The 17,328-nt window shown below is 44.5% G+C and carries 15 protein-coding genes; 4 read left to right on the forward strand and 11 right to left on the reverse strand.

Annotated features, from left to right (window positions below; all coding sequences use genetic code 11):
- Positions 1 to 212 precede the first annotated feature (212 nt).
- Both MKY28_RS12460 and MKY28_RS12465 read left to right on the forward strand, forming a co-directional pair.
- Positions 213 to 896: a response regulator transcription factor gene (locus MKY28_RS12460; protein WP_036608910.1), complete on the forward strand. Its 684-nt coding sequence runs from the start codon at positions 213 to 215 to the stop codon at positions 894 to 896.
- On the forward strand, positions 896 to 2,413 hold the full coding sequence (locus MKY28_RS12465) for a sensor histidine kinase (protein ID WP_340936076.1): 1,518 nt from the start codon (positions 896 to 898) through the stop codon (positions 2,411 to 2,413). Before MKY28_RS12460 ends, MKY28_RS12465 begins: the two co-directional genes overlap by 1 nt.
- Before the next feature lie 598 nt (positions 2,414 to 3,011).
- On the opposite strand, the gene MKY28_RS12470 is transcribed toward MKY28_RS12465, so the two are convergent.
- Positions 3,012 to 3,722: an SDR family NAD(P)-dependent oxidoreductase gene (locus MKY28_RS12470; protein WP_340936077.1), complete on the reverse strand. Its 711-nt coding sequence runs from the start codon at positions 3,720 to 3,722 to the stop codon at positions 3,012 to 3,014.
- 102 nt (positions 3,723 to 3,824) lie between these two features.
- On the opposite strand from MKY28_RS12470, the gene MKY28_RS12475 reads away from it, so the two are divergent.
- A complete protein-coding gene (locus tag MKY28_RS12475) occupies positions 3,825 to 4,184 on the forward strand; it encodes a MerR family transcriptional regulator (protein ID WP_076249478.1) in 360 nt (119 codons plus the stop codon).
- 117 nt (positions 4,185 to 4,301) lie between these two features.
- Here MKY28_RS12475 and MKY28_RS12480 read toward each other — a convergent pair whose 3' ends face one another.
- The 5 genes from MKY28_RS12480 to MKY28_RS12500 form a co-directional block, all read right to left on the reverse strand.
- A complete protein-coding gene (locus MKY28_RS12480) occupies positions 4,302 to 4,901 on the reverse strand; it encodes a GNAT family N-acetyltransferase (protein ID WP_340936078.1) in 600 nt (199 codons plus the stop codon).
- Positions 4,902 to 4,945: 44 nt separating this feature from the next.
- On the reverse strand, positions 4,946 to 5,521 hold the full coding sequence (locus MKY28_RS12485; protein WP_340936079.1) for a GNAT family N-acetyltransferase: 576 nt from the start codon (positions 5,519 to 5,521) through the stop codon (positions 4,946 to 4,948).
- Between the two features lie 166 nt (positions 5,522 to 5,687).
- Positions 5,688 to 5,987 (reverse strand): hypothetical protein, encoded by a 300-nt coding sequence (locus tag MKY28_RS12490; RefSeq protein WP_036608432.1) that lies wholly within the window; start codon positions 5,985 to 5,987, stop codon positions 5,688 to 5,690.
- A gap of 162 nt (positions 5,988 to 6,149) precedes the next feature.
- Positions 6,150 to 7,913, reverse strand: coding sequence for an ATP-binding cassette domain-containing protein (locus MKY28_RS12495; RefSeq protein WP_340936080.1), 1,764 nt, complete (start codon positions 7,911 to 7,913; stop codon positions 6,150 to 6,152).
- On the reverse strand, positions 7,898 to 8,752 hold the full coding sequence (locus MKY28_RS12500) for an ATP-binding cassette domain-containing protein (protein WP_340936081.1): 855 nt from the start codon (positions 8,750 to 8,752) through the stop codon (positions 7,898 to 7,900). Before MKY28_RS12500 ends, MKY28_RS12495 begins: the two co-directional genes overlap by 16 nt.
- 112 nt (positions 8,753 to 8,864) lie before the next feature.
- On the opposite strand from MKY28_RS12500, the gene MKY28_RS12505 reads away from it, so the two are divergent.
- Positions 8,865 to 9,455: a biotin transporter BioY gene (locus MKY28_RS12505; RefSeq protein ID WP_340936082.1), complete on the forward strand. Its 591-nt coding sequence runs from the start codon at positions 8,865 to 8,867 to the stop codon at positions 9,453 to 9,455.
- 145 nt (positions 9,456 to 9,600) lie between these two features.
- On the opposite strand, the gene MKY28_RS12510 is transcribed toward MKY28_RS12505, so the two are convergent.
- From MKY28_RS12510 to MKY28_RS12530, 5 genes are all read right to left on the reverse strand, one after another.
- Entirely contained in the window at positions 9,601 to 11,070 is a 1,470-nt protein-coding gene (locus MKY28_RS12510; protein WP_340936083.1) for an Msr family ABC-F type ribosomal protection protein, read from the reverse strand.
- Positions 11,071 to 11,557: 487 nt separating this feature from the next.
- Positions 11,558 to 13,441 (reverse strand): beta-glucoside-specific PTS transporter subunit IIABC, encoded by a 1,884-nt coding sequence (locus tag MKY28_RS12515; protein WP_340936084.1) that lies wholly within the window; start codon positions 13,439 to 13,441, stop codon positions 11,558 to 11,560.
- Between the two features lie 211 nt (positions 13,442 to 13,652).
- Entirely contained in the window at positions 13,653 to 14,483 is an 831-nt protein-coding gene (licT, locus tag MKY28_RS12520; protein WP_047842771.1) for a BglG family transcription antiterminator LicT, read from the reverse strand.
- Positions 14,484 to 14,775: 292 nt separating this feature from the next.
- Positions 14,776 to 16,218 (reverse strand): 6-phospho-beta-glucosidase, encoded by a 1,443-nt coding sequence (locus MKY28_RS12525; RefSeq protein WP_036670717.1) that lies wholly within the window; start codon positions 16,216 to 16,218, stop codon positions 14,776 to 14,778.
- A gap of 239 nt (positions 16,219 to 16,457) precedes the next feature.
- On the reverse strand, positions 16,458 to 17,288 hold the full coding sequence (locus tag MKY28_RS12530; protein WP_340936085.1) for an amidohydrolase family protein: 831 nt from the start codon (positions 17,286 to 17,288) through the stop codon (positions 16,458 to 16,460).
- Positions 17,289 to 17,328: the final 40 nt, after the last annotated feature.

The raw sequence follows: 17,328 nt of genomic DNA on the forward strand, positions 1-17,328 counted from the left end.
TTATTCAAAGTTAATCACTCCTTCAAAGTTCTTCATGTCTAGTATTGTGACATGCCAAAATAAAACTGGGATGAGTGCCCGCTGAATGTTGTCTGAGGATAATTCACAATCCTTTCAGCTAAATTTCAGTTTGGCAAGCGATAATACAACATACAGTCCCTCGCAATTGAGGGAGAAATCTAGATGGCTCAGGCAAGGAGAGAAGGCACATTATGAAGCTTAGCAGCGGAATTAAAATACTATTGGCTGATGACGAACCGCATATTTTACAATTTCTAGAGCTTGGATTAAGCAATGAGGGCTTCGATGTGCGCACCGCACCAGATGGAGCGGCTGCGCTTGAGTTGGCGCTTGAATTCAAGCCCCATATGGCTATTCTGGATGTCATGATGCCAGAGATGGATGGATTCGAAGTGGTCGAGCGTCTGCGTAAGACCGGTACCGAGGTTGGCGTAATTATGCTGACAGCGAAGGACGAAGTCGAGAATCGGGTTAAGGGTCTTTGGTTAGGTGCTGACGATTACATGGTCAAACCCTTTGCCTTCGACGAGCTGCTCGCCCGGATTCAGGCCAGACTGCGGAATCAATTTCCTTTATTAATAGGAGCCGTCACCCACGGTCCCTTCCGAATTGATGATCAGCGCAAAGAAATCACCTATCAGAATCAGGTCCTGGAATTATCTCCTACCGAATACGAACTGTTAAAATTTATTGTGCTTAATCATGGGATTGTACTGAGCAAAGCGACCATTCTGAGCCGGGTGTGGGGGTATGATTTTGGTGGGGAAGAAAATATTGTGGAGGTTTACGTTCGCTCCTTGCGCGACAAACTCGGGGATAAAGAGCATAAACTCATTCGCACGCTTCGGGGTGTCGGGTACAGGGTGGATCTCTGATGAACTCGCTGCCTAAGAAAAATAAACTTCGTTTAAGACGTCTTCACCAATGGATCTGGCCTCATTCACTGCGTTCTCAATTGCTCTCACGTTCCCTGTTCGTGCTTGCTGGGTTACTATTGTTAATCGGTATTCTGCAATTCTGGATCATGGAAAGCTTTCTCTACCGGAATCAGGCAAAAACCATGGAAGAACAGCTTATGTCCATGCCCCCGGTTTGGCTCGGAATCCAGTCACGTAGTGGCTCATCCAACAATCCTTTTGGTGGACAGGCAGGAAACGGGTCTGGCAATCGGGTGCTGTTTATTCCGGACCGTTCACTGGCCCTGTTTGATAACCAAGGTACGTTCGAGGATGTTTTTGGAGAAGATGGCCTGAAAGCCCCTCAACTATCAACCGCTGAATATCAGAACATTACAGATGAGTTGAAAGAACAAAAACATATTCCCTACCGGATCGTTACGGATACCCAAGGCAATGAGCAATTGATTGTATTCGCCTCACCCGGTCCACGCAATCGAGGCTTACCGATGGTCCAGATGGGCACGGCTACGAAGCCACTGAGAGACTTGATTATTAAACAGCTTCTGATATTCCTCATGTTATCGCTGTTGGCCATGGTAGCCGGTCTTGTTCTATACACTAAGGTATTACGCCGGACGCTGGTTCCCCTGTCCAATATGGTGAATAAAGTACAGCAGATCGACGCAGGCAGCCTCGCAGAACGCCTTCCCGTCGTTCAGGGACAAGAAGAAGTGGATCAGCTCGCCGTTTCATTTAATGGCATGCTTGAAAGGTTGGAGAATTCGTTTGCAGCGGAGCGGGAATCGAAAGAGCAGATGCAGCGTTTCTTGTCTGATGCTTCCCATGAACTTCGTACCCCGCTTACCTCCATACACGGCTTCATTGAAGTTCTACAGCGGGGTGCAGCGACCAATCAAGATCAATTGTATAAAGCGCTGGACAGCATGCACGGCGAATCCGTACGAATTAACAAGCTGGTTGAAGATTTGCTGTTACTAACCAAGCTGGATCAGGCTCCAAAGCAGGAGCGGGAGGTCATTCAGCTAGACAGTCTGCTGCTCAAAATGCAATCACAACTCGCCATGATGGCTCAGCAAAGATCCATTCATCTTGACCTGACGGCTGAAGTGTATGTACTGGCTGACCCTTACAAGCTGAAACAGGTTGTGCTGAATCTGTTCCATAACGCGGTGCAGCACACCGATCCAGAGCATGGAGCCATCTCCATAACGTTGTATGCCACGCACCATAAGGCTGAATTGTCAGTAAAGGATAACGGTACAGGCATTGAACCTGAACATCTGCCCTATATCTTTGAACGATTTTACCGCACAAGCAGTTCTCGTTCGCGCAAACAAGGTGGCGCGGGTCTCGGTCTAGCCATTACCCGCTCGATTGTGGAGTCGTATGGTGGTAAAATTACCGTACAAAGTCAGGTAGGCTTGGGAACTGAATTTATGATTTTAATGCCGCTGTCTAAGGCAGATGTCTAGGCTGAGCATAGCCTCCAAGTAGGCTATAAGTTGGCTATACGCAGCTTTACGTAAGATCTACTTGATCATTACACAAGCTCTAGTCAAGTTCTCCAAACGCTGCTTTACTTTCATTTTAATTCCGGCTTTTTATTGCATGACGAATCCCCCTCTCATTTCGGTTGAGGAATGAAGGGGGGATTCTTTTTGTATCCGATTGATAGAGTGGTAGAGTAGTGGCCCAGTTGGTTTCGGGCTTTCGCGTTTTCAGGCTAACGAATCTGAGACGTCTTATTCAAGGATTTGGAGCGTCCGCAGAGATCTAATGAATCTGAGCCACGTTATATTAGAATAAACAGCCGTTTACTGCGTTTTTCTAAGGGAATTTCGGGAAATAGCGTGTCTGATGTTCCTTACAATTTAAGTAACGTAGAGAAAGGCCGAATAAGACGTCCTATGTTCGTTAGAAAATCGTCTACCCAATCGTCAAGATCATCCAGTATGAACCTCAAAACTTTTTAGCCCCTCATATCCATCATCGTATGGCTTACCTGAGTCTGAGCTTGAAGACACACTCTAAAATTCATCCCCATCTATTGGTGCTTTTGGCAACGGTGGATTACCAAGGGTACACGCCATTCTCATCTAGGAATTCTCCGTTATGGCGTTTGCCATCCGTCGCATAGCGCACGATAATCGCAGCGCCGACTTCTTTTGATTTACCGCCTTCGGCATTGCCGTTAAGATCTGTTGATGTGAATCCGGGCGTTACTGCAAAGACTTGCGCCCTGCTGTTTTTGACTTCATAAGCCATCGATAGTGTCATGGCACTGTTGGCCGTTTTGGATGAATTATAGTCGAAGGCATTTAAAGTAAATTCCGCATTTTGCATATGGTCCAGAGAAGCCATGTCAGTTGATACATTAATGATTGTGCCTTCATTATCTTTGATTAACGGGAACAATCGCTGATTCAAACGGAAGGTGCCGAAAAAGTTCACTTCAAAGGCGTTCCGCAGATCTTCCTCTTCTGTATCCGTGAAGGAATGAGAGAAAGCACCCGGCATACCCGCGTTATTGATCAAAAGGTTTATTGTGGGATAAGTATTGTGAATTGTATCGGCTGCCTGCTCAATGCTCTTCAAGTCGCACATGTCGATCTGTACGAATTCTACATCTAACCCCCTGGAAGTTAACTCTGAAACAGCCGCTTCCCCCCGTTCAACACTACGTGCACCAAGGATAACTTTCCAACCTGCTTCACCCAATTGCTTTACGATTTCATATCCAATTCCTTTATTTGCTCCGGTTACAAAAACAGTCTTTTTCATGCAAATCCTTCTTTCCATAATTTGATTTATATTTAACAATGTATAAGTTACTATGCTACACTTAGTGTAGGTCAAATTATTTTTATAAAAAGGGGGATTAACATGTTAACGATTGGAGAAGTAGCAAAAAAAGTTGAAATCTCCATTGGAGCGATCCGCTTTTATGAAAGAAAGGGACTGCTGAAACCTGCTGCACGAAATGAGCAGAATAACCGTCTTTATTTGGAGGATGATCTGAACTGGCTGGTTTTTATCAAATGCCTTCGCGAAACCGGGATGAGTGTGGAAGACATCAAAAAATATTATGATCAGGTCAACGAAGGAACCTCCACGCTGAAGGAAAGAACCAAGCTGATTGAGGATCAAAAGCAAAAGTTGCTGAATGATATAGAGGAGAAAAAAGCGCAGCTTGTTCATTTGGACAACAAACTGGAGCGCTATTATCGTGGAGAAAATTATTAACATAAGTCTTGTCCAATAAACTAAATGACAGAAAAAGATCAGGCAGCCAGCAATAAATGTCTAACCTGATCCGAAATGTTGAACCTATAGCGATTTTCAATGAGGATAAAAGTTCAATCAAAAATGACCTTGGCGCTTACATAGTTGATAATGGATATAGGGTTCATCCTCGATCTCGATCAAGCTGACCCGTTCAAAATTATATTTCTGTATCACCTTATTGGATGCTTGATTGGTAGTCAAAGCAATGGCATTTAACACTGCAATGGCATTTAACACTTCCACGTTTGTATGTTCAAACAAATACTCCGTCATTCCTTTGAGTGCCTGCGTTGTGTAACCACGATTTCTGAAGTGTTTCGAAATACCGTACATAATCTCCCGATTGGGTGCTGGCAGTTCGTCCTTGATCCCTGAGCAGCACCATCCGATAAACTCGTCATTTTCTTTGAGAACAATAGCCATTCGTAAGTATAACTCTCCGATATCCTCTCCCACCATCACAGCTTGTTTAAAACGCTGATTCTCAGGGATTTCATATTCGGTGAGCCACAGGGTCCTGTCTTCAATCGTAGCGTTCCATCCCGGTAGGAATTCATACACCTCAGGTTGCCACGTAATTTCTTGCAGTTTCTCTAAATCTTCAATTCGATACTCGCGCAAATAAATATCCTTGCAATCGATGATTAATTCATCGGTTAGTATGGGTTGGTTCATAGTTCCTCCTACTACACACTTAATTTCAGCTTATTAGCTTTACTTCAAACAAGCCCCTCTTTTTCCATAAACTCATCTTTGGTTAATCCAAAGAGGATCATATCCTGGTATTTTCCATCCGTATAGATCACCTGGCGACGCACACCTTCCTGAACACATCCAAGTTTTCGCATCATCGCTGCGGAAGGTTCATTTCCTTGGAGTACAGAATCATTGAATTTGTTGAGCCTACGCTCGAAGAAAGCATACTTCAGCAAAATTCGTACGGCTCTGGTCCCGTATCCTTTTCCTCGATGATCCCTGTCAATTTGAATGCCAATGCTAAAGGTACCGTTCCTCTCATCAATACTGTTCAGATTCACACCTCCGACATTCTCACCATCCATGTTTACAATTGTAAACATGATCCGTCCTTTGCCTAAAGAAAAATCAGAGAAGTTTTCCGTGAAATTCTTAGCCTCAACATGAGTTGGCGGTAACTCTACTGCACACTCCAATAACCGACGGGCAGGTGTATCAAAGCGGTTATAATAATGGTCTTCCCAATCTTCCTCACGCAAAGCGCGTAATCTAACCTTGTCATCCTGCCAGAAATATTGACTATAATCGATCTCTCTCATTCCAAGTCCCCCCGTACATTCAACCAAATTTTTACTTCGAGCTACAAATATAATAACCCATAATGTGGAATTGGAGGAGATTTTTTTTCATTAAACACAACGAAAATAACCCCCGAACAGGATAAAACCTGTCGGAGGCTACGCTCTAATTTATATCAAAATCCCTTTACGATTCTTCCGTATATTGAGGCTTGGACACGTTATCCGGAACCGTTTCGTCAAAAACATCCTGACCTGGATAATCCCTTACGTCTCCCTCGTGAAGCTCATGATTTTCATAGTCAAAACGATGTGCAGACCGCTGGTCCACCCGCCACGGAGAACTTTTCCCAAGAGACTCGGATAGTAAAGATGAACCGTAAGGGCCCTCCGGGAATTCTTCGAGTGTGATATCGTTTCGCTGCGACTCCACCGTAGACACATCGGTATATTCTTGCCGTTCTTCTCGCAAAAACTTATCTTTCATCGTTTATCCCTCCTGATCCACTTCAGATGACCAACGTCCACTTATTGTGAGCGAGGACAAACGCATTTATGCATGATCTTTGGAAAACACTGCGTTTATGGTTCTAATCCATCGTCGTCTTATTCATCACCGGATTAATCACGTTAATCATCGCCATCATCATTAGCGAATCCATATTAATAGTACAAAAACAATGAGGCCAGCCATGCTAATCCAGGTATCACGTTTGGACCATACCAATAACGATGAACGTCCCCCGAGCGTAGAGTGCTCTCTAACTTTACGCATTTCCATCGCAATGGTCATATCCTCTGCACGTTGGAACAGTGCCATTAACAAGGGAATGACCATCGGACCCAGGTCACGAATTCGAACGGTATTTGGTCTTAAAGCCGCCTTTCCACGTGCCCGCACGATCAGTGAGAATCGCTGCCACTCACTCCAGATCATCGGGATAAACCGAAAGATTAACGATACAGCAAGAGCAAACGAAGCTACGGGCAACCTGATCTTTTTACCGATACCGAGTACCCAGTTAAGCCCTTCTACCATTCGCCCATAAGGTGTCGTCAACGAAAACCAAAGGCTTGCCAATGTGACGATAAACAAACGATACACATTCAGCAAAGTGCCCTCCGCCTGCATCAGGGAAAAGCCAAAGTGCAGACCTCCTCCCTCTGTTGAAAGAGTTGTCCCAGATAACGCCGTTGAGATGATGAAAAAGAATAATAATGGCTTCATTAACTTCATACATCCAGCCAAAGTCTGACGCGGGAGCACGGCAAGTGCTACTACTACCGGCACCAGTGTTAAAGTCAATCCCAGCCATCGCTGTTGAAGCATAGCTGCGGTGACCAGCAAGATATACAAAATCCATTTCAGACGCGGGTCCATAACGCCATATAATCCGCCTGAATGAGTCAAGGTGTTCGGAAGAAGCTTTGGATCATCTTCAGTTTCAACGGACGACAGCTTCTGTGCTTTTTTTTCATACTTCATTACATCGCTCTTGAGTTCCATCGTTACCGTACCTGATGTTTCTTTCGATTCGGTTTGAATCTGTAACTCAACTGACTTGGATTGAACAATACTTTCAGCCATCTCCTCTGGCGTCATCGCGGTCAAAGGCAGCTCTAGACCCGCTGCTCTAAACTGCTGTGCCAGTCTCATCGATGGTGGCAGTCCAATCCCTGTCTGCTCCAGCAGTTCAGGTCTTTTGTGAAGTTCTCTCGGCGTAAGATCGGCAATTAGACGGCCTTCCTGCAACAACAATACTCGATCCGCACAAGGCAAAAATGTATCCAGATCATGGGTCGCTACCACACCCCCACCACCTGCCAGACGATGTTGCTCCAATACATCCAGCAGAAGCCCGACACTTTGTGCTTCCAACCCTGCGCTCGGCTCATCCAGCAGAAGCCAGTGTGGATTGGTCACACTTCCGAGAGCAAGTCCAAGCCTGCGCTTCTCTCCCCCACTTAGAGCAAATGGCGACCTGTCCAGATGAAAACGTCGGCCCAACTCCGAGGATACTGGCGGGTCCCATTGGTTCAGTGCTTTTGTGATCTGCTCTTGTTGCTGTTTCTCTGAAAGTCGATAGGGACGCAGAGAATATGAGAATTCACGCTGAATACTTCGGGCAAACAGTTGTTGTTCCGGAAATTGAAACAATAGTCCCGTTTGCAATAAAATCGACTGCGGCACTTTTCCTTCTTTCCAGAAAGGAGTGTCATCCAATGTGATACTTCCTGCATCGGGCGGTCTTAGACCAGCCAACGTCTGTAGTAAAGTCGTTTTTCCTGAACCCGTACAGCCCAGCAACAAGGTGATTTCCCCACTGTTCAACTGTACACTCACATCTTCAAGCAGGGCACGTTTGCCCGATTCTGATGCTTCTATACGTATATCGGTCAGCTCAATCTCCAACGTGCGACCTCCTTAGCCAGTTGCTCGGGTCGCAGTGGCATGGCTTCTGGCATCATACCTTTTTGCTTGAGCAATAACGCAGTTTTTACAGTAAAAGGAGGGTCCAACCCTAACCGTTCACAGGGAGAGAGCTGTACATTTTCCCAAGTAGCCTTCTCATTCAACTCTGTTTCATAGAAAAAGGACTCAGGCGCCCCGTTGTACACACAACGTCCCCTCTCCATAGCAATGATTCGATCACACAGGGTTGCTTCCTCCAGATGGTGTGTAATCCAGATCACCGTTGTCCCCCGCTGGGTAATCTTCTGAACGATGGCCTCGATACGGTCTCTTGCTCCCGGATCAAGCATGGCTGTTGGCTCATCCAGAATCAGTATATCCGGTTTGGCTGCGAGCGCTACAGCAATATTAAGCAGTTGTTTCTGTCCACCGGATAATTGTGAGACCGCCTTCTCCGGGGGATATTGAAGTCCTACGGTATGTAATGCATCCTGCCTGCGCTCCAATTGCTCTTCTACAGATTCCATCAATGGTGACAGCGCAAAATGAAACTCCTCTTCAATCGTATCGCCTAGTACCTGTGCATCCGGTTGCTGCAGTACACCCCGAACGGTAAGTTCATCCGAGATATCCCGTACCCCTCCAGATAGTGGAATGAATCCAATCAGTAGTCCAGCGAGTGTGCTTTTTCCACTGCCATTCGCCCCTACAATACTAATCCATTCTCCTTGGTGCAGCGTAAGTGAGACCCCATCCAGTGCTTTTCTCACCTGACTACCTTCGGAAGCATAATGCACTCGAACATCTTCTAATGTAATTATAGGCAGGTTGCCTTGCATCGTAAATTAGTCCTTTCCCTTTCTATTGTTATGTGGTACGATCCTAATCGTTAACCACATTTATATAATTGGTTAACAATCATATTACCAAAATGGAGAGGATTGTTCAAACATGAAATTATCTTTGCGAGGCATTGTATTCAGCGCACTTATGGCCGCAATTTTAGTACTTTTTGGTTACATAAGCATTCCCATTGGCTTCTCCCCAGTACCGATAACATTACAGACCTTGGCTGTAATGCTAGCCGGAGGATTACTTGGTCCACTCTACGGTTTTCTAAGTGTCACGATGGTTGTTCTGCTCACCGCTCTTGGTTTCCCCTTGCTGCATGGTACCGGAGGACTTGCGGTACTGTTTGGACCTACCGGAGGATATGTGATGATGTGGCCGTTCTCCGCTTTATTGATTGGACTGCTGCTTGCACGAATCAACATCAAAGGTGTAACAGGATTCATTCTCGCTTTTGCTGTATTTGAACTATTTGGTTCACTGCTTGTGTATGTCTCGGGGGTCCCTTGGCTTGCCTATGCTTACAAAATGGACATACCTGAGGCCATGATTCAAGGGTTTTATCCTTACATAATTGGGGATTTGATCAAGGCTGCATTTGCTGCCATCATCATTGCGCCCGTGCGCATGGTTTTCCCACCTCAACGCCTCACAGGTAACATGCATTCCACGATTATAAAGGCGGATTCTTAATAGAAGCTACATATCCTATTAGATCACAAGCCTTCATATTCTAAAACAAAAACCGCCAAAATCACTTTGGCGGTTTTCGTTACTTCTCTTCCTCTAAGATTGTTCTGTCATCGGAGTGATCCGTGTAAATCTTCTTTAGTTCAACTTATATATTCACCTGAATTAACTGACGCTCTGTAATCTGAAATTGTTGATCCGCTGTATTTTCAATAAACCTCTGATCATGAGATACATACAGAATCGTTCCTTCATAGGCCTTAATAAAATGCTCCAACGCTTCCAATGCATGCATATCAAGAAAGTTCGTCGGCTCATCCAACAATAGAATGTTATATTGTCCAAGAAACAAGTGACATAATTGAAGACGAATCGCTTCTCCTCCGCTTAATGTCCCAACATTCTTCAGCAAGTCATTACCTGTAAACTGCATCGCATGCAACGCACTTCTCAGCTCAGATTTCTCATATTCCGAACGATTTTTCAGGAATTGTAATACGGTCTCTTTTGTCGTAAAACGATAGCTCATTTGCTGAAAATAACCGAGCTTTGCTTTTGGAGACATTGTGATGTGATCCCCAGCATGGAAAACATGGTTAAGCAATGTACTTTTCCCACTGCCATTGGCTCCGGTTATCGCTATTTTTTGTTTTAATGGAATTTGAAAACTTACATCCTCCAACAATATGTTTCCATCCACCTCAAGTGTAAGGCGATCTGCCATAATCGGAAATCGATTGTGCAGCTCCAGTGTCTTTGGCTGACGGAAGATCATAGGCCGATCCTCTTGCACCGCTTGTACCTCGTGAAGTTGTTGCATACGCTGTTCAATCGCTTTGGCTGCGCGGTGGACCGCTTTTTGACTGGTGCCTTTGGATTTGGTTTCAACCATACGGTTTGTTTTTGCCTTGGATTCTTTTTTGGACATGCTTCCGGCCTGCGTTATTTTCTCGGCTTTCTTCATTTTTTCACGGGCGGCCAGCTCCAATCGTCTTTTCTCCTTGGAAAACTGCTCATGGGCCTGGTTTTGTTGTTCACGCTCCAGCCTCTTCTGTGCCTGATAATCACTATAGTTGCCGGAAAATACGCGAACCTCACCTTGATGGATTTCCCAGATCGTGGTCACCAGTTCATCCAGAACCGCACGATCATGACTGATCAGCACAAGCGCTCCATAATAATAACGCAATTCATCCAGCAAAAATGTAATGCCCGCTTGATCCAGGTGTGTCGTTGGTTCATCCAGTAACAGTACTTCATGATAATGAGTGAACATTTGAGCCAGTTTTAGACGGGTCTGTTCTCCACCACTCCATGGCTGATCGTGTTGAGGTATCGCTAATTTACTGAGTAAAGCCCCGTCAACTTCGATACTTTCGTTAGACTGGGGCGGTTCCACTTGTTCCAAATAACCAAACTCTGCAAAACGTTTTACCTTTCCGACTGTTGGCTGGATCTGTCCCGCAATGAGTTTCAACAATGTACTTTTACCCTGACCATTACCACCCACTACACCAATGCGATCCAGTTGATGCACAGCCAGTCGCTCAATGTTCAGTATTACTTTATCCATATAGGTCATCTCAACCTGTTCTAATTCAAAACATATCTTTTCCATATTCGCTACCTCCGAAATAAGATTTATTTCGTATCGATAGCGAAGCACGCTTCTATCGATACGAGCTTATCGTGCCAGCTCGTATCAATAGAACAGTAACGTCATCATAGCGGTTACCTCCAGTAGTCTGTATTGAGCGCCTTTACCTAATTATTTAACTGATATAGATAATCAGAAGGAAAACAAAGAATCACAGGCCACGGCCTGTGATTCAACGTAAACGGGAAAGCGAGTATAACACTTATTTTAAGGTCAGGATGATTGAAAATGACAGACTGATCCCGTTTACTCTGAACCAATAGTCAGAGCCTTTGAACGTATTCAATTACCGATTCAAAGGAAGGAAGCGCAGTCTCATCGCATGTGTCATGTTCATTAATCCACCTTTCATTATCATGTATAGATGTACAATTCTAATTATAATTTTCCAATTCCACCATGTCAACGGAACCTTGAAAACACGACACCATCGGAATAGTACATCAATCTACTTTTGACCATTACCGCTACTTAATTTTAATAGAAGCTCTTGGCTACTAATCTGACCTGTAGCCTGCGGAATCACTTCTTCGTAGTTGGCGGAATTCGTTACGATAATCGGCGTTACCGTGTGATAACCAGCAGCCTTAATCTGTGTAATATCGAATTCAAGCAACAGATCTCCCGCTTGGACCCGATCGCCTTCTTTGATATGGGAAACAAAATGCTGCCCATCCAATTTAACGGTATCAACCCCCACGTGAACCAATATTTCAGCACCGGTGTCTGATACTACAGCCAAGGCATGTTTTTTCTTGAATGCAACGGTAACAGTACCGTCAAAAGGCGCTACAACTCTTCCCACAGTTGGCTCAATCGCAATCCCTTTACCCATTGCTCCCGATGCAAAGGCCGGATCTGGAACTTCTGACAATTCAACAATCGTTCCTTCGATTGGGCTAAATACATTTTCGTCTGAAGCATTTGTTGCACGAACAGATTGCTGAGCGGATGTCGTAGATTCGGTTTTTGTTTCTTCTTCAACCGGATCTTTGAAGCCCATGATGTACGTCAGTACAGCAGAAACAACAAAGGATACTACGATACCCAGAATCAATCCTGGGAAACCTTGTCCACCTGGTCCGTAGAAGATTGGCAGGGTCAGCAACCCTGGTGCACCGGATGCAAATGCCAATGTGCCCGCTTGACCAATGATAGCTCCACCAACTGCACCACCGATTACTCCTGCAATGAATGGACGTTTCAGTGGTAATGTTACCCCATAGATGGCCGGTTCCGTAATACCGAACAGAGCCGTCAACGTGGATGATCCAGCCAGCGTTTTCAGTTTTTTGTTCTTGGTTTTCAGCATAACCCCAAAAGCAGCACCCGTTTGAGCAAAGATCGAAGCTGTCGCAGCGGGTTTAACACCATCCTGTCCATACACTGCAACGTTGTTGATAAATACCGGAATCAGACCCCAGTGTATTCCGAAGATAACGAGCAGCTGCCAGCTTGCACCCATAACGGCTCCTGCGAGCAATGGACTGAATCCAAATGCGGCAACCAGTCCAGCTGCAATTCCATTACCAACGTATACGCCAAATGGTCCAAATACAAGCAATGTCAGAGGTACCATAATCACTAGCAAAAACAATGGCGTAACAAAGTTTTTCACACTATCGTGAAGTGTTTTATTAAAGAACTTTTCCAACTTGCTCATGACAATGACAGCTAAAATGATAGGAATAACTGTAGATGAATAGTTCATCAAGATGACAGGGATACCGAAGAAATCCGTTGGTGTTCCCTCTGATTTCAACGTGACGATGGACGGATAGATCAGTGCTCCTGCAATCGTCATCGCGACAAACATATTTCCCTGGAATTTACGTGCTGTTGTAACCGCTAACAACAGAGGAAGGAAATAGAAGAGACTATCTGCTGCTGCATACAAGATCGTATATGTTGTTTCTGTCGTTTCCAGCCATCCAATATTGCTCGCAATCAACAATAACCCTTTTAGAATACCGGCTCCCGCCATAACACCCAGAAGTGGTGCAAAGATGCTGGATATGATATCGATAATCCCCCCGAGCCCTTTGGCTGCTTTGCGAGGTTTTTCTTTATCAGTCGAATCGTCCAGAATGTTACTGATCTGTCCAATGGCACTATAGACTTCAGGCACCTTGTTACCAACAACCACCTGGAATTGTCCTCCATTTTCTTTGACTGCGATGATGCCTTCTGTTTTCTCAAGTTTGGCTTTGTCTGCCTTGGCATCGTCCTTCAATACAAACCGTAATCGTGTTGCACAATGAACCAGCGATTCCACATTTTTCTCACCGCCAACCAGTTCTACAATCTCTTTGGCCAGTTTCTCTTGACTCATACTCTGCACCCCCACTTTTTCTCAAACAGGCCTCTTACCGATTTTTTTGCACGCAAAAAACCTAAGCCTTGAGCAAGGGGACACAATGGTCCTGTCCTTCTCATGACTTAGGTTTTGCCTGCATAACCAGTAACAATCCCAGTTAAATCGTATTCAATTCCTGTTAATCACATATTATTATAATAAAACCATTTTTGTCAACATTTAAATATTATCGATTAACCACTCGTTCGATATGAACCGTCAGATATAATTTTTCTTCATTGGTCAACTCATGGTTGTATTCCTTTTTGACAAACAACTCAATTTTCTCCGTACACGCTGCGGCATCTGGATGTTTCTCCTTAATCATGTCATAGAAATGATCATAGTTGTTGTCGTAATGCGTACCACTGAGCACACGCTGGGAGAAGAACTTCAGATGTGTGATAAAGCGAAAATAACTGAGAGAGTCCTCATCAAATTCCATTTTGAAATGATATTTCGCTATATTAATAATCTGCTGGATAAACTTCGTAATATTCATCGTTGTAATAACTTCTTCGTTCATCTCTGCGTTAACAATATGAAGAGCAATAAAAGCGGCTTCATCGGGTGGAAGCTCAATATTCATACGGGTGTTGATCTGTTCCAGCGTCCTCAGGCCGAGTTCGAATTCGGACTTGTACAACTGTTTGATCTCCCACATTAATGCGTTCTTGATCTCCACGCCTTCCCGATAACGTTCGATGGCGAAGTTAATATGGTCTGTAAGAGATACATAGATGTTCTCATTCAGCTTTCGACCCAGATTCTCACGCGCATACGTGATAATCTCTTCCACAATTTCAATCAGTTCCATCGGAACTTCCCGCAGCAGCATTTTGAAATTATCGGATGTTTGTTTGTTTTTTAATGCAAATACTTTCTGGATGCGGGTCTCGTCTACTTTATCCCCCGGCTTTTTCTTAAAGGCAATCCCACGTCCCATCACCACAAGCTCTGCTCCATCCGCCTGATAGATGCTAATGACGTTATTGTTGATAACCTTTGCTATTTTCAATTCAATCCCCCCGTCACGTTCCACTCTCTTGGCAGTTATACATCGTCTTTTGGGCATACAAAAAAAACCTGAAGCATCACAAAATAAACAAGACATAGTGGTCTGCTTTTTTTGGTGCTTAGGTTTTGCCTACTTCAAGTAGTAACAATCCCAGAAACGATATAATTGCGTCAAGTATAGCGCGAACCTGACTATATGTCAACGCTTTCAATGTGAGGACAATCGGAAGTTCCGTGAATTTATGGTCCTTCCGATTGTTTGATGTCTGAACTAATCCAATTCACCTTTTTGACTACGCGTCACCCAAGTTTGTTCCGTTGGATTCGATCACATTTTTGTACCACTCAAAACTCTTCTTCTTCAGTCGTGTCAGCTCACCTTGACCTTCATTATTACGATCCACGTAAATGTAGCCATAACGTTTTCTCATCTCACCTGAGGAGGCACTTACAATATCAATAGGTCCCCAGCTGGTGTAACCAATGATGTTAACGCCATCCTGAATGGCCTCACCCATTTCAGCTACATGTCGTTTCAAGTAGTCAATCCGGTACGCATCATCCACTTCACCTTCCGGTGTAACCTCGTCATTGGCACCAAATCCATTCTCAACAACAAACAGCGGCTTCTGATAACGATCATGTAGTTGATTGGCGGTAATGCGGAATCCTTTGGGATCAATCGTCCAGCCCCACTCGGACTTCGCCAGATATGGATTGGCTACCGAGCCAAATACATTACCACTGGTCATATTTTTGATAACTTCCGGATCGGTACTGGTTGTACGACTTGAATAATAACTGAATCCGATATAATCTACGGTATGATTCTTCAAGATTTCCGCATCACCCGGCTGCATAACAATGTTCAACTCGTGATCTTTGAAGAAACGTTTGGCATAACCCGGATATTCACCACGTGACTGCACATCGATGAAGAAATAGGACTCTCTATCTTTTTCCATGCCCTGGAACACATCTTCCGGATTACAAGTATACGGATAGAAGCTTCCTGCGGCGAGCATACACCCAATCATGGCACCAGGAATAATCTCATGACATGCCTTGACTGCCAGTGCACTTGCAACCAGTTGGTGGTGAGCAGCCTGATATTGAATTTCCTTGATGTTATCCCCTTCATTAAACGCCAGCCCCGCCCCAAGGAACGGAAGATGTAACAGCATGTTGATCTCATTAAATGTCATCCAGTATTTCACCTTGTCTTTGTACCGAGTGAATACCGTTGTAGCGTATGTCTCGAAAAGAGTTACCAGTTCACGACTTCTCCAGCTGCCATACTTCTCGATCAGATGCACAGGCACATCAAAGTGAGCCAATGTAACCACAGGTTCAATGCCGTTTTTCAACAATTCATCAAATAGGTTATCGTAAAATTGTAATCCGGCTTCATTTGGCTGTGCATCTTCTCCTGTCGGGAAAATCCGTGCCCAAGCAATGGAGACACGCAGTGCTTTGAATCCCATTTCGGCAAATAAAGCAATGTCTTCAGGGTAACGGTGATAAAAATCGATTGCTTCATGCGAAGGATAGAACTCGGTAGCAAGCGGCGTAAAAGCTGGAACATTGCCTTTCATAATACTTCTGCGGTTCTCTCCTGTTGGCAGCAAGTCAACAATACTCAGCCCTTTGCCATCTTCCAGATACGCGCCCTCCGCCTGATTGGCAGCAATGGCTCCACCCCACAGAAAATCTTTAGGAAATTTAAAATTCGTCATCATCATTCTCCTTCCAAATATGTAATTCAGCTACCCGCTCAAATCGTTAGAATATTAAAAAGATAAAATAGAAAAAACCCGAACCAGCCTGGGTACACGATTACGTGTAAACAAGCCAGCTCAGGTTATGCCCATATCGGTAACATTCCCAGATCATGATTATGCGGATTGGATAAAACTTTAGCAAGAATCAGAACAGTTGTCAACTTCTTGAAACCGGTTTAGCTTCGGATTGCCCGCTACGATATTTGATAGAACGCAGCACATGTGCCGCCAAGAATCATCTGTTGATCTAATATAGGTAGGGCATTAATGTGATTCATAATGAGACCATATACTTCAGAATACGTAGCTGAAACGTTGCTCACGGGCCAGTCGGACCCGAACATTAACCTTTGCGCACCAAAGGCTTCTATGGCGATATTCAGATAGGCTGTAAAATCCTTTGGAGTCCAATTTGCCCAGTCTGCTTCCGTCACCATCCCTGAAAGTTTACAGTACGCATTTGGTTGTGCGGCCAATGACTCAAGCGCTTCTTTCCACGGTGAGAGTATACCTGATTTTATGTCGGGTTTGGCTAGATGATCAAGGACAAATCGCTGTTCAGGAAATGTCTTAACCAATTCAACGGCATAAGGCAGTTGCTCCTTGGATACCAACAGATCATAGGCCAAATCATACTCCTTAAGCAATGAAATTCCATGCTGAAAGTCTTCTCTCAATACATATTTCAGATCAGGTTCATCCTGTATGACATGACGTACACCCTTCAGATACGGATTGGACGCGAACAATTCAAGCTGATTCCGAACTTCATCCGAACAAAGGTCCACCCATCCGACAACACCTTTGATACATTCATGCCGATCTGCCAACTGCAGAAGCCACTCGGTTTCTGTCAGTGATTGTCTGGCTTGTACCGCAATACATCCATCCAGTCCGGATTGGACCAATAAAGGTTCAAGATCTTCCGGAAGAAAAGATTGACGAATGGCTTTCATCTCTTCGCCAATCCATCCGTACTCGGCGACATTGTATTCCCAGAAATGTTGATGTGCATCCAGTTTCATATTAGATCCCTCCCAGGGTATTTAAATCTAATTATCATTC

It is taken from the genome of Paenibacillus sp. FSL R5-0473, assembly GCF_038004565.1.
GTDB lineage: Bacteria > Bacillota > Bacilli > Paenibacillales > Paenibacillaceae > Paenibacillus > Paenibacillus amylolyticus.

Bases quoted from the DNA above. Each gene is read 5' to 3' on its own strand.
- MKY28_RS12460 (WP_036608910.1), top strand. From the start codon at position 213: ATGAAGCTTAGCAGCGGAATTAAAATACTATTGGCTGATGACGAACCG.
- MKY28_RS12465 (WP_340936076.1), top strand. From the start codon at position 896: ATGAACTCGCTGCCTAAGAAAAATAAACTTCGTTTAAGACGTCTTCAC.
- MKY28_RS12470 (WP_340936077.1), bottom strand. From the start codon at position 3,722: ATGAAAAAGACTGTTTTTGTAACCGGAGCAAATAAAGGAATTGGATAT.
- MKY28_RS12475 (WP_076249478.1), top strand. From the start codon at position 3,825: ATGTTAACGATTGGAGAAGTAGCAAAAAAAGTTGAAATCTCCATTGGA.
- MKY28_RS12480 (WP_340936078.1), bottom strand. From the start codon at position 4,901: ATGAACCAACCCATACTAACCGATGAATTAATCATCGATTGCAAGGAT.
- MKY28_RS12485 (WP_340936079.1), bottom strand. From the start codon at position 5,521: ATGAGAGAGATCGATTATAGTCAATATTTCTGGCAGGATGACAAGGTT.
- MKY28_RS12490 (WP_036608432.1), bottom strand. From the start codon at position 5,987: ATGAAAGATAAGTTTTTGCGAGAAGAACGGCAAGAATATACCGATGTG.
- MKY28_RS12500 (WP_340936081.1), bottom strand. From the start codon at position 8,752: ATGCAAGGCAACCTGCCTATAATTACATTAGAAGATGTTCGAGTGCAT.
- MKY28_RS12505 (WP_340936082.1), top strand. From the start codon at position 8,865: ATGAAATTATCTTTGCGAGGCATTGTATTCAGCGCACTTATGGCCGCA.
- MKY28_RS12510 (WP_340936083.1), bottom strand. From the start codon at position 11,070: ATGGAAAAGATATGTTTTGAATTAGAACAGGTTGAGATGACCTATATG.
- MKY28_RS12515 (WP_340936084.1), bottom strand. From the start codon at position 13,441: ATGAGTCAAGAGAAACTGGCCAAAGAGATTGTAGAACTGGTTGGCGGT.
- MKY28_RS12525 (WP_036670717.1), bottom strand. From the start codon at position 16,218: ATGACGAATTTTAAATTTCCTAAAGATTTTCTGTGGGGTGGAGCCATT.
- MKY28_RS12530 (WP_340936085.1), bottom strand. From the start codon at position 17,288: ATGAAACTGGATGCACATCAACATTTCTGGGAATACAATGTCGCCGAG.